This window comes from Kitasatospora sp. MBT66 (assembly GCF_000710405.2).
Taxonomy (GTDB): Bacteria; Actinomycetota; Actinomycetes; order Streptomycetales; family Streptomycetaceae; genus Kitasatospora; species Kitasatospora purpeofusca.
The window spans coordinates 1,306,855-1,317,218 of record NZ_JAIY01000010.1 but is presented as its reverse complement, the minus strand read 5'-3'; the positions used below and the strand labels follow the sequence as shown (position 1 = coordinate 1,317,218).

16 protein-coding genes are annotated in these 10,364 nt (G+C 72.6%); 9 read left to right on the top strand and 7 right to left on the bottom strand.

Going from position 1 to position 10,364, the window contains the following annotated elements; translation table 11 throughout:
- Together BI06_RS30380 and BI06_RS51350 are read left to right on the top strand one after the other, a co-directional pair.
- On the top strand, positions 1 to 537 hold a 537-nt coding region (locus BI06_RS30380; protein WP_043472829.1), incomplete at its 5' end, for a hypothetical protein.
- Between the two features lie 114 nt (positions 538 to 651).
- Positions 652 to 825 carry a hypothetical protein gene (locus BI06_RS51350; protein WP_158516476.1) on the top strand — a complete coding sequence of 58 codons (174 nt, stop codon included), beginning with the start codon at positions 652 to 654 and terminating at the stop codon, positions 823 to 825.
- Positions 826 to 921: 96 nt separating this feature from the next.
- On the opposite strand, the gene BI06_RS30375 is transcribed toward BI06_RS51350, so the two are convergent.
- Positions 922 to 1,500, bottom strand: a complete 579-nt coding sequence (locus BI06_RS30375; RefSeq protein WP_149030513.1) for a hypothetical protein — start codon at positions 1,498 to 1,500, stop codon at positions 922 to 924.
- Positions 1,501 to 1,758: 258 nt separating this feature from the next.
- Between BI06_RS30375 and BI06_RS30370 the strand changes: the two genes are divergently transcribed.
- From BI06_RS30370 to BI06_RS30360, 3 genes are all read left to right on the top strand, one after another.
- Positions 1,759 to 2,118 (top strand): DoxX family protein, encoded by a 360-nt coding sequence (locus BI06_RS30370; RefSeq protein WP_043472823.1) that lies wholly within the window; start codon positions 1,759 to 1,761, stop codon positions 2,116 to 2,118.
- Between the two features lie 300 nt (positions 2,119 to 2,418).
- The gene (locus BI06_RS30365) at positions 2,419 to 2,601 is read left to right on the top strand and encodes a hypothetical protein (RefSeq protein WP_043472820.1); all 183 of its coding nucleotides are present in this window, start codon (positions 2,419 to 2,421) and stop codon (positions 2,599 to 2,601) included.
- 110 nt (positions 2,602 to 2,711) lie between these two features.
- The gene (locus BI06_RS30360; RefSeq protein WP_030397463.1) at positions 2,712 to 2,897 is read left to right on the top strand and encodes an RICIN domain-containing protein; all 186 of its coding nucleotides are present in this window, start codon (positions 2,712 to 2,714) and stop codon (positions 2,895 to 2,897) included.
- A 245-nt stretch (positions 2,898 to 3,142) separates the two neighbouring features.
- Here BI06_RS30360 and BI06_RS30355 read toward each other — a convergent pair whose 3' ends face one another.
- Positions 3,143 to 4,381 (bottom strand): MFS transporter, encoded by a 1,239-nt coding sequence (locus BI06_RS30355; protein WP_051742140.1) that lies wholly within the window; start codon positions 4,379 to 4,381, stop codon positions 3,143 to 3,145.
- A 73-nt stretch (positions 4,382 to 4,454) separates the two neighbouring features.
- On the opposite strand from BI06_RS30355, the gene BI06_RS30350 reads away from it, so the two are divergent.
- Positions 4,455 to 4,916, top strand: a complete 462-nt coding sequence (locus BI06_RS30350) for a helix-turn-helix domain-containing protein (RefSeq protein WP_043472817.1) — start codon at positions 4,455 to 4,457, stop codon at positions 4,914 to 4,916.
- Positions 4,917 to 4,964: 48 nt separating this feature from the next.
- Here BI06_RS30350 and BI06_RS30345 read toward each other — a convergent pair whose 3' ends face one another.
- From BI06_RS30345 to BI06_RS30335, 3 genes are all read right to left on the bottom strand, one after another.
- Complete coding sequence (locus tag BI06_RS30345; protein WP_043472815.1) at positions 4,965 to 5,204, bottom strand: DUF397 domain-containing protein; 240 nt, start codon at positions 5,202 to 5,204, stop codon at positions 4,965 to 4,967.
- A gap of 92 nt (positions 5,205 to 5,296) precedes the next feature.
- Positions 5,297 to 5,482 (bottom strand): DUF397 domain-containing protein, encoded by a 186-nt coding sequence (locus tag BI06_RS30340; RefSeq protein WP_043472812.1) that lies wholly within the window; start codon positions 5,480 to 5,482, stop codon positions 5,297 to 5,299.
- Between the two features lie 2 nt (positions 5,483 to 5,484).
- Entirely contained in the window at positions 5,485 to 6,369 is an 885-nt protein-coding gene (locus tag BI06_RS30335) for a helix-turn-helix transcriptional regulator (protein ID WP_051742138.1), read from the bottom strand.
- A 141-nt stretch (positions 6,370 to 6,510) separates the two neighbouring features.
- On the opposite strand from BI06_RS30335, the gene BI06_RS30330 reads away from it, so the two are divergent.
- Both BI06_RS30330 and BI06_RS51345 read left to right on the top strand, forming a co-directional pair.
- Positions 6,511 to 6,981: an ATP-binding protein gene (locus BI06_RS30330; RefSeq protein ID WP_043472809.1), complete on the top strand. Its 471-nt coding sequence runs from the start codon at positions 6,511 to 6,513 to the stop codon at positions 6,979 to 6,981.
- A complete protein-coding gene (locus tag BI06_RS51345) occupies positions 6,971 to 7,144 on the top strand; it encodes a hypothetical protein (protein WP_158516475.1) in 174 nt (57 codons plus the stop codon). The genes BI06_RS30330 and BI06_RS51345 overlap by 11 nt, the downstream gene beginning before the upstream one ends.
- A 19-nt stretch (positions 7,145 to 7,163) precedes the next feature.
- Here BI06_RS51345 and BI06_RS30325 read toward each other — a convergent pair whose 3' ends face one another.
- Entirely contained in the window at positions 7,164 to 7,925 is a 762-nt protein-coding gene (locus tag BI06_RS30325) for a class I SAM-dependent methyltransferase (RefSeq protein ID WP_043472806.1), read from the bottom strand.
- 236 nt (positions 7,926 to 8,161) lie between these two features.
- Between BI06_RS30325 and BI06_RS30320 the strand changes: the two genes are divergently transcribed.
- The gene (locus BI06_RS30320; protein WP_043472803.1) at positions 8,162 to 9,283 is read left to right on the top strand and encodes a serine hydrolase; all 1,122 of its coding nucleotides are present in this window, start codon (positions 8,162 to 8,164) and stop codon (positions 9,281 to 9,283) included.
- A gap of 52 nt (positions 9,284 to 9,335) precedes the next feature.
- Here the strand turns inward: BI06_RS30320 and BI06_RS30315 are convergent.
- Positions 9,336 to 10,364 (bottom strand): hypothetical protein (locus tag BI06_RS30315; RefSeq protein WP_158516474.1); only part of this gene is annotated, 1,029 nt, incomplete at its 5' end.

Genomic DNA, 10,364 nt, shown 5'->3' with positions numbered 1-10,364 from the left:
GAGTTCTTCGCGGACGGGGACGGTCCCGCGCTGATCCGCGACCTGACCGCCACCCCGCAGTGGAAGGAGGCGGTCACCCGGGGGATGATCGCCGCCGACGCGCCGGTGGGCGAGAACGTGCTGCTCCTGGTCGGCGCGCACAAGTACCTGGACGGGCCGGACGCGCCCGGCGAACGGGTCTCCTTCCAGGTCAACCACGAGAAGTCGAACGGCTCCACGCTGGCGGTGCTGTCGTTCTCCGGCCTGCTGACCTGGAGCGGGGAGGGGAACCGCACCTACCACCTGGAGGGATCCCTGCAGGCGAACTGCGCCGTGATCGGCAGGCACACGGCGTGGCTCCAGTACGGCGGCAGCGACGAGTCGTGGAAGAACTCCGAGGAGACGGGCTGCTCGGACGCCGGGCGGGCCTGGCGGGACATCACGGTCACCGGAACTCTCGCGCCGAACCAGCGGCTGGAGCTCAGGCTGGGCACCTGGCAGTTCGCCTCGTGGAAGTACTCCGAGGCCAAGAGCTACGCCCCTGCCGCGGCGGAGTAGGGCCGTCCCGGCCATTGGCGCCCGTTTCGGTGACTGGTAATCGATCGGTTACTGCGGGTCTCCGTCGGGGAAGATCGACTACGTCCGTTCCGGTTACGACAGAAGGAGACCCCCATGTCCGAGGAGCAGCCCACCGAGGCCACCGCCGACGAGCCCGCAGTGGAGGAGAAGCCGGCACCCCCGGTCGCCATCAAGGCCAGCCAGCCGGTCGGCCACCAGAAGCTGGAGACCAAGCAGATCACGGGGCAGGTCATCACCCACACGATCGTCAAGCCCCTGCCCAACTGACAGGCGGTGGGTGACCGCCGCACCGGCGGGAACGGAGTGGGAAGTCGGCGGCGTCGACTTCCCACTCCGTGCTTGTCGTTCAGTACCGTGGGCCCGTCAGCGCGGGCGGCGGTTGCGCCGGGCCCGTCGGCGGGCCTTCTCCTCGCGCGCCCGTTGGGCTGCCGCACTGGCCGCCCGCTCGGCGTTCGCACGGGCCCGTCGCCGCCGGGCCTCGGCGTGAGGGTCCACCGGGGTCTCCGGGTCCTCCGGGGTCTCCGGCGCGGGCGTGCCCGGCGTGGTGCGTGGGGCTTCCGGGTCGGACGGGGCAGGCGGGGCCCGGAAGTCCCACTGCTCGTCGGACCGCGGAGGCGGGGCCCGGAAGTCCCACTGCTCGTCGGACATGGGAGGCGGAGCCCGGAAGTCCCACGGCTCGTCGGACCTGGGAGGCGGAGCCCCGGCCGCACCGCCGGACCGGCCGACGGCGATCCACCGGCGCAGCGCGACGCAGGCGACCGGCGGTCCGAGCAACAGGGCGAGCAGCCACAGCGGAACGAGTGAGGACGAGAGGACGCCGCGGACCGAGGTGCCCGGCAGCAGCGAGCCCAGCAGGACCACCAGCACCATCAGCAGGACCAGCGCCAGCCACGTGGCGACAACCACGGCCACCGCCCGAGCGGCGACCACCACACGCCCCATGGATCTCCCTCGCAGCACGACCGGCATGCTCGCATCGGCGCGCACAACTGCGCGTCCTACCACGGTTATTACTCCTGGGGACGCTGGTCGCACAACGTATTTCGCCGCCCGTACAACCGGGGTCTGTAGGGGTGGAGGAGGACTGCCGACGGCCTGGCGCAGCTCCATGGGCCCCTGCTGCGCCGATACCCGCCAGGTATCGGCGCAGCGAAAACGGGTCTTGGACACCGGCGGGCGCCCGGCGGTGGACTTCTCACCATGAACATCGCCTACTGGATCCTCGCGGGACCGCTCGCGCTCTTCTACCTCTACGCGGGCACGCTGAAGGTGACCCGCACCCGCGATCAGCTCCGGCCGATGATGGCCTGGGTCGACCGGATCCCCCTGCCCGCCCTCAGGGCTCTGGGGGCGGTCGAGGTGCTGGGTGCGGCGGGCCTGGTCCTGCCGCCGCTCACCGGTGTCGCGCTCCCGCTGGCAGCGGTCGCGGCCGGCGGCCTCGTCCTCCTCCAGGCCGGTGCGATCGCCGTCCACCTGACCGGCGGCGACCGACGGACAGCACTCAACGTCGGGCTCGTCACCACTGCGGCTGTGACAACTTGGCTCGCCACCGGGCTGTGACGGAGCACGGTTGCCGACCGACGGATGCGGCGACGGCACCGGCGTGCCGAGCGGCTGCATCGAACGGGACGTGAGTGGGAAGTCGGCGATGTCGACCTCCCACCCCGTGATGTCGCGGACGCCGCACGGCGGGGCCCTCGGCAGTGCCGAGGGCCCCGCCCGTGGTTCCGTTCGCCGACCCCGTTGACGCCGGGCGGTCAATACCCATGGCCGGCCAGCGGCCCGGGAAATCTGTTGATCAGTCAAATCAGCCGAAAGGGTGTTGAGCTGGAAGTCTCGCGGCCAGGAAGGGAACCTTCGATGCGTCGTGCTCCGACCCTGCTCGCGGTCCTGCTCATGGCGGTGGCGGCCGCCCTCGCCGCACCCTCGGCCGACCTCGCCTCCGGCCCCGGGGCGCCCGTAGCGGCAGCCTTCGCGCCGGAGGCCCCTGCGGCCTCCCTGGCCTCCGCGCCCGCCGCACCTATGCCGTCATCGGCGAGCTGAACCAGTTCGGGGAGTGAATCGGAATCGACCCGCGCCAGACCTGGACGCTGCAGGGCCAATGCGCGTGGAGCTTCGGTGGTCGAATCTACGACTCCTACGTCAAGAGCTCGGTGATCGTCGGCAACACCACCACCTCCGTGAACTGCAGCCCGGGCCAGTTCGTCGACGTGCGGATCGTCAACCCGCAGTCCAACCTGTGCCTGAGCGTCCCGGGGTCCGACCCGACCAACGGCAACCAGCTGGTGCTGTTGGACTGCACCGGTGGCGCCAACCAGCGCTGGTCCCAGCCCTCCTGACGGGTGTCCGGCAACCCGTCCCGGGTCGCCCGCCCGGAGCCTCGAACGGCTTCGAGTGTGTCGGACCGGCGGCCGCCGCCGGATAGCACTCAACGTCGGGCTCGTCGCCACTGCGGCTGTGACAACTTGGCTCGCCACCGGGCTGTGACGGGGCACCGCCCACCAATGGCGCGGCACCGGTCCGCAGGATGATCGCGTGGCACGCGGGGAGTGGGAAGTCGGCGGCGTCGACTTCCCACTCCCCGCTACCGGTGCGGCCGGTGTTGCGGCGCATCGCCCTCCGTGCCCGCCGGGCGGAGGTCCCAGGCCGCCCAGGCGAGGAGGGCGAGCAGGCTGAACGCGGTGCCGAGCAGGCAGACGGCGGACCAGCCGGCGGCCGCGTACGCGGCCGTGGAAGTGATCGCGCCGAGTGCGCTGCCGAGCGAGTAGAACACCATGTAGCCGCCGATCAGCCGACCGCCCGCGGTCGGGTCCAGGGCCAGCACCGTGCTCTGGTTGGTGACGTGGACCGCCTGGACGGCGAAGTCCAGCAGGACCGCGCCGAGGGCGAGAGCCCAGAGCGACTGCCGGGTGAGCGCCAGCGGCAGCCAGGAGAGGGTCAGCAGGGCGAGGCCCGCGCCGGACGTCCACCGGCCGAGCCCGCGGTCGAAGAGCCGGCCCGCCGGTGCCGCGGCCGCCGCACCGGCCGCGCCGGCCAGGCCGAAGGCCCCGACGGCGGCCGGGGTGAGCGAGTACGGGGCGTCGCTCAGCGGGAGTGCGACGCTGCTCCAGAGCGTACTGAAGGCCGCGAACACCAGGAGGGTGATCAGCCCGCGCCGCCGGAACACCGGTTCCCGCAGCGGCAGTCGGGCGAGCGAGCGCAGCGCGCGGCGGTAGTCGGCGCGGCGAGCGGTCGGTGGCGCGGTCCGGGGCAGCGCGCGGCGCAGGGCCGCGGCGAGGACCAGGGTGAGGAGGGCGGACAGCGCGTACACGGCTCGCCACCCGGCGAGGTCGGCGACCGCACCGGCGACGGTCCGGGCGAGCAGGATGCCGAGGACGACGCCTCCGGTCACCGTGCCCACGACCCGCCCGCGCTCGCCGTCCGGGGCCAGTGCCGAGGCGAATGCCACCAGGGCCTGGGTGAGCACCGCGAGCAGGCCCACCCCCATCAGGCCGGCGAGCAGGGCCGCCGCGTTCCCGGCCGTGGCCACCGCGGCCAGCGCGAGTGCGAGCAGCACGGCCTGCACGGTGACCAGCCGCCGCCGCTCCAGCAGGTCGCCGAGCGGTACCAGCAGGACCAGGCCCAGCCCGTAGCCGATCTGGGTGCAGGTCACCACGGCGCCGACGGCGGCCCGGCCGATGTCGAGCTCGTCGGCGATGGCGACCAGCAGGGGCTGGGCCGCGTAGACATTGGCCACGGCGGCCCCGCTGGCGAGCGCGAACAGCAGGGTGAGGGGGCGGGTCAGGACGCGAGAGGGATTCTGGTTGCATGATGCTACCGACATGGTCGCACCCTAGGCCGGAGAGGTAGCATGTTGCAACCGGATGGAATGGCGGTCGGTGCCGAGGAGGCCGGAGATGGTGAAGCGGACCAGGTTCGACGACAACCCGTGCCCCGTGGCGCGCTCGGTGGACGCGATCGGCGACTGGTGGTCGCTGCTGATCATTCGCGACGCCTTCGACGGGAGCCGCCGGTTCGGCGAGTTCCAGCGCAGTCTGGGCGTCGCCAAGAACATCCTCAGTGCCCGACTGCGCGCGCTGGTCGAGGCCGGGATCCTCGCCGTCGAACCCGCCTCCGACGGCAGCGCCTACCAGGCGTACGTGCTCACCCCGAAGGGCGAGGACCTCTTCCCGGTGGTCGTCGCGCTACGCCAGTGGGGCGAGCGGCACTCCTTCGACCCCGACGAGCCCCACTCGGAGCTCCTGGACCGGCGCGACGACCGGCCGCTGCGCGAACTGGCCGTCCTGGCCGCCGACGGCCGCCCGGTCGGACCGGCGGACACCGTCGTGCACAAGGTGCCGGAGCCGGAGCGGGCCTGACGAATCGTCGGCGGGTCGTACAGACGGGGTCTGTCGGGGCGCGCTGTTTCAGACGTCGGCGTTCGCGGCGAAGTCGATGAACGCCTTCCAGGCGGCCGGTTCGAACGTCAGTTGCGGGCCGGTCTTGTCCTTGGAGTCGCGGACGTGGACGGTGCCGGTGGTTTCGGCGACCTCGACGCACTGGGCGCCTTCGTTGCTGCTGTAAGTGCTCTTGCGCCAGGCGACTTCGACGCACGCGGCGTCCTCGTTGCTGCTGTGGCTGCTCTTGAACCATGCCAGTTCGGTCATCGCGACATGCTCCTCGCATCTGGCTCCGTTGGGTCCAGGATGCGCCGACGGCCCGCCGCTGGGAAGCGGCGGGCCGTCGGGGGTGTGCTGTTTCAGACGCTGGCGTTCGCGGCGAAGTCGACGAACGCCTTCCACGAGGCCGGTTCGAAGGCCAGTTGGGGGCCGGTCTTGTCCTTGGAGTCGCGGACGTGGACCACGCCGGGGGTCTCGGCGACCTCGACGCACGCGGCGCCTTCGTTGCTGCTGTAGCTGCTCTTGAACCACGCGAGTTCGGCCATGCCTACCGCTCTCCCAGAGTCTTTTCGATCAGGGCCAGGGACTCCCTCATGGTGAGCGCCTGCCCCCTGAGGGTGCCGTACCGTGCCGCCATCTTACGGACCTCGTCAGGATCCGTGATCAGCCTGTTCACGTGCTGCACCTCTACGTAGGAGATCTGCGCGCGACCGCTCTGGGTAAGGAGGATGAACGAGCCGCCCATGCCCGCGTTCTCCGTGCGGTCGAGCGGCATCACCTGGAGTTCCACGCCGCGCACCTCGGCCACATGGAGCAGGTGGCGCAGCTGCGCCTCGTGGATGTCCCAGCCGCCCAGCGGCCTTCGCAGGGCGCTCTCGTCGATCACCCAGCTCATCACCGGCAGCGGCCAACGGCTCAGGATCTCCTGCCGGGTCATTCGTGCAGCCACCCACGAATCGACCTGTTCGACGGACAGCCACGGCCTGCGCATGTCGTAGAGGGCCCGCGCGTGCGCCTCCGTCTGCAGCAGTCCCGGGATGTTCAGGCTGCTGTACTCGTGAATCTCGATCGCCTTGGCTTCCTCCGCCGTGAACGCCTTCGAGAAAGCCGGGTGACGCTCACTCACCCGGATCTTCGCCTTCATCACGTCGTCCGCGACGACCTTCAGCGCCCCGCCCGCGTCGACGATGGGGTCCACCACCGTCAGGAACTCGATTCTCGGCGTCCGCTTCCCCCGCTCGATGAGGCCGACCATGTCCTCGCTGTACCCGATCCGCTCCGCGAGCTGGCGCTGCGTGATGCCGGCCCGTTCGCGGTACAGCTTGACCAACTTGCCCACCGCGCTGTAGAACTCGGCGATCCCGTCCGAGTTCTCCACCGTCTCCCCGTCGTCGGGGACCGTGCGCTCGCTGCGCTCGACGCTGCTCACCATGGGAACCACCCCTGCTCACACGAGTTTGCGACCGACTGATCCGGGCCTCGCCAACAGGCGGACCCTCCGCGTCCGCACAAGCACGCTCCGTGCCCGCCGGATCCGTGGTCAGCGTACGGCCGTGCCGCCAGGCTTTCCCCCATGACGACCGAAATTCCGCTCGACAACCCCCGCCGCCACACCGTCGTCCTCGCCGCGACGGCGAAGGGCGCCTGTCTCTGCCGAGGCATCGTCAGACGTCAACTCGCCGACTGGGGAGTGGACTCCAGTTTCGGCGAGCCGTTCCATTCGGCGCTGCTCGTCGTCGCCGAGCTGGCGGCGAACGCCATCACACACGGGCGCGTTCCGGGGCGCGGGTTCCAGCTGCACATCAGCCTCACCACCACCGTGCGCCGGGGCGCCACCCTCAGGATCGAGGTGTCCGACTGCCGGGGCGACCGGCTGCCCGTGCTGCCGTCGGCGCGGGTCTCCGACGGGCAGTCGGGGCGTGGGCTGGTGCTGATCGACGCGCTCGCCGACCGATGGGGTACGGAGCCCCGTCCCCCCAGCGCCAAGACCGTGTGGGCCGAACTCGACCTCGCCGATGCCCGCTGCCTCACCGATGCCCGCTGAATCCCGCCATACCGCGACTGCCGCCGGCAGCGCCGCGCTCTGCACCCTGCTTCCGTTCGTCCTGCTGCTCGCCCTCCTCGCCTGGGCGTACCCCCTCACCACCCGTCAGCACGGCCGTCCCCGCCCGGCCCCGACCCCCACCGCCACCGCGACGGCGGGGTGATGGGTGGGGCGGACCGCCGTCAGGGTGCCGGCGGTCCGCCCACCTCCAGGGCGAGGAGGCGGTACAGCGGGTCGGCGATCGGGGTCTCCTGGTCCGGGAGTGCCGCGAGTCGCCGGACCGCCTCCGTCACCTGCTCGGCGTCGGCCCGGTTGCACCAGGGGATGCGGCCTGCGTCGATCGCCTCCCGCCACTGCCGGGCGCCGCGACCCTGCCCGGTGCCGGGGAAGCGGGCCTCGCCGACCGGGCGCAGGCCGTGGGTCGCCGCCCAGACCCGGATCCGCTCGGTGCGGTCGGGCGCGTGCGGCGCGTACTGGCGGCGCAGCTCGGCGGTGGCCCGGGCGAGGTCGCTGTCCTCGGCGAAGTAGGCCGCCTCCTTGTCGACGGTGGTCACCAGCCTGCCGCCGGGCCGCAGCACCCGGAGGGCCTCGGCGAGCACGGCCCCGGCCGTCGACTCCGGCAGCAGGTGCAGCAGCCAGACCATCACCACGGCGTCGACGCTCCCCGAGGCGAACGGGAGCCGCGTCGCGTCGCCGCACACCGCCCCGCCGGGTATCCGCCGCGCGGCTGGGACGAGCATGCCGGGGGAGCGGTCGACACCCAGCACGGTGCGGCCGGGCCGTTGCAGTCGGCGCGTGACGATGCCGGTGCCGCAGGCGATGTCCAGCACGGTCGCGGAGCCCTGCGGGAGCAGCTGTTCCAGGGCGTCGGCCGCCGCCTCGGCCCGGGGTTCGCCGCCCCGGGTGGTGTCGTACGCCCGGGCCTCGCTGTTGTAGTCGATCATGTGGAGCCATGCTTCCGAAGCCGGTTGCTCTGCACAAGGGAGAACCGCCCGGGTAGGCCCGGAGGATGACGGCAGCCAGGACCAGGGGTTCACGGTCGGCCGCCTCTGCTCCTCCTCTGAGCCGACAGCCGCTCGCCCGGTGAGCTGACGACCGCCCAGCGGGCCGCGTGATCTTGTGGAACAGCACCCGGGAGGCCGGGCTCCGAGCACACGCACCCCTGCACGAGAGGCACTTCATGAGCCGCTGGAAGGCCGTCACCCTGGTCGTCACCGCCGCAGCCCTGGTCGCTACCGCCGCCGCCCCGGCGACGGCCGCGACCACCGCCACCCGCCCGGACGTCGTCCAGCAGCGGCTGGACGCGCTGCTGGCGGAGACGGGCGCCCCCGGTGCGCTGGGCACCGTCCGCTCCCTGGACGGGCGCACCCGGAGCTACACCGCCGGGGTCGGCGACGTCGCCACCGGTGCGGCGGTGCCGAAGGACGGGAGGGTGCGGGTCGGCAGCAACACCAAGACCTTCACGGCCGTGGTCGTGCTCCAACTCGTGGCGCAGGGACGGCTCGACCTGGACGCGCCGGTGGAGCGCTACCTGCCCGGCGTCGTCCGGGGCGACGGGATCGACGGCAACCGGATCACCCTCCGGCACCTGCTCCAGCAGACCAGCGGGCTGCCCAACTACACCCTCCACCTCGGCGACGACGTCCGCCGCTACGAGCCGCGCGAACTGCTCGACATCGCCCTCCGCTACCCGGCCGACGCCGCGCCCGAGGACCACAAGTGGGCCTACAGCAACACGAATTACATCCTCGCCGGGCTGGTCGTCGAGGCGGTGACGCAGCGCAGCCTGGGCCAGGAGATCGAGCGTCGGATCGTCCGGCCGCTCGGCCTGCGCCAGACCTACTTCCCCGCCCCGGGCGACGCGACGATCCGCGGGGCCCATCCGCACGGCTACTACCGCGAGTCGGCGGACGGGCCGCTGGTCGACATCACAGACATGGACCCCTCCTGGGCCTGGGCGGCCGGCCAGCTCGTCTCCACCCCCTCCGAACTCAATCGCTTCTTCACGGCGTTGCTGGACGGCGAACTCCTCCCGCCCGCGCAGCTCGCAGAGATGCGCGGCACCACCCCCGCCGGGGAGCCGTTCGCGGCGGGATCGGGCTACGGGCTGGGGCTGGTGAGCACGCCGCTGTCCTGCGGCGGGGAGTACTGGGGGCACGGCGGCAGCATCCCGGGCTACGAGACCCGGGTCGGTGTCACGGAGGACGGCCGCGCCGCCGCCGTCACGATGACGGTCCAGGCGCCGGACAAGGCGGCGGCGCGGAAGCTGGAGGGTGTGCTCGACGCGGCCCTGTGCCGCTGACGCCGGGGCGGCCGTCCCACCGCTCCGTCCCGTCCCACCGGTCCGGGCTGTCTCACCGGTCCGGCCGGACCTCCGGGTACGCGGCCGAGGGCCCGCTGAACAGGGTGGTGGGCCGGTGGCGCAGGTGGAGGTCGAAGAAGGCGGCCAGATAGGCGCGTTGGGCGTCGACGGCGCGGGCCGGGGCGAGGGTGCCGAGGAACGCGTCGAGTTGTCCGGCGGGCCAGCCGAGCACGGGCCGGGCGGCGGGCAGGAGGGCTTCGAGGTCGGAGAAGGTGCCGTGGCCCGAGTCGCCCAGGGTGAGTTGGCGGCGCCAGGAGCCGAGGTGCGGCCACAGCGCGTCCCACATCGCGTCGCGCACCGGGCGCTCGTCCGAGGCGCGGAAGAGCAGCAGCGGGCGGTCCACGCCGTCGGTGGCGGCGGTGCCGAAGACCGGGCCGTCGAGCGAGACCCCGGCCAGGACGCGCGGGTCGTCGTGCAGGATCTGGACGGTGGTGGCGCCGCCCATGGAGTGGCCGACCATACCGACGGTGGCGGGGTCGATCGCCGCACCGAGGCCCGGCGGGAGGGGGCGGTGCTCGGCGTCGGGGTCGGCGCCGGCCGCGAGTTCGGTCAGCCGGTCCAGGACGAAGCGGACGTCGGTGGTGCGGTAGTCGACGATCCCGGCGTCCGTCATGGCGAACACGGCGGGCTTGTTGCGGACCTCCAGTCGCCCGTCCGGGAAGGTGACCTCACCGGCGTCGAAGGTGTGGTCGACGGCGACGACCACGTAGCCGCGCGAGGCGAGGTCCTCGGCGGCCAGGGTGCCGAAGGCGCGGTCGGCGCGGGAACCGGGGGAGTAGAGCACGACCGGGTGGCGGGTGCCGCGGTCGGCCGGGGCGTCCTGGCGGGAGTGGGTGACGGGCCAGGCCAGTTGCCCCGGGGCGGCACCGAGGTAGTCGCTCTCCAGGTGGGTCAGCGCGGCGGGGTCGAGCCACGGCGCGAGCCGGTGGGCGGGTCCGCCGCAGGTGGCGGCCGGGTACCAGAGCTGTGCCATCAGTTCGCGCGGCCGCGGGGTGGGCGCCCAGAGATCGGGGCGCTGCGG

Bases quoted from the DNA above. Each gene is read 5' to 3' on its own strand.
- BI06_RS51350 (WP_158516476.1), top strand. From the start codon at position 652: ATGTCCGAGGAGCAGCCCACCGAGGCCACCGCCGACGAGCCCGCAGTG.
- BI06_RS30375 (WP_149030513.1), bottom strand. From the start codon at position 1,500: ATGGGGCGTGTGGTGGTCGCCGCTCGGGCGGTGGCCGTGGTTGTCGCC.
- BI06_RS30370 (WP_043472823.1), top strand. From the start codon at position 1,759: ATGAACATCGCCTACTGGATCCTCGCGGGACCGCTCGCGCTCTTCTAC.
- BI06_RS30365 (WP_043472820.1), top strand. From the start codon at position 2,419: ATGCGTCGTGCTCCGACCCTGCTCGCGGTCCTGCTCATGGCGGTGGCG.
- BI06_RS30355 (WP_051742140.1), bottom strand. From the start codon at position 4,381: ATGTCGGTAGCATCATGCAACCAGAATCCCTCTCGCGTCCTGACCCGC.
- BI06_RS30350 (WP_043472817.1), top strand. From the start codon at position 4,455: ATGGTGAAGCGGACCAGGTTCGACGACAACCCGTGCCCCGTGGCGCGC.
- BI06_RS30345 (WP_043472815.1), bottom strand. From the start codon at position 5,204: ATGACCGAACTGGCATGGTTCAAGAGCAGCCACAGCAGCAACGAGGAC.
- BI06_RS30340 (WP_043472812.1), bottom strand. From the start codon at position 5,482: ATGGCCGAACTCGCGTGGTTCAAGAGCAGCTACAGCAGCAACGAAGGC.
- BI06_RS30335 (WP_051742138.1), bottom strand. From the start codon at position 6,369: ATGGTGAGCAGCGTCGAGCGCAGCGAGCGCACGGTCCCCGACGACGGG.
- BI06_RS30330 (WP_043472809.1), top strand. From the start codon at position 6,511: ATGACGACCGAAATTCCGCTCGACAACCCCCGCCGCCACACCGTCGTC.
- BI06_RS51345 (WP_158516475.1), top strand. From the start codon at position 6,971: ATGCCCGCTGAATCCCGCCATACCGCGACTGCCGCCGGCAGCGCCGCG.
- BI06_RS30325 (WP_043472806.1), bottom strand. From the start codon at position 7,925: ATGATCGACTACAACAGCGAGGCCCGGGCGTACGACACCACCCGGGGC.
- BI06_RS30320 (WP_043472803.1), top strand. From the start codon at position 8,162: ATGAGCCGCTGGAAGGCCGTCACCCTGGTCGTCACCGCCGCAGCCCTG.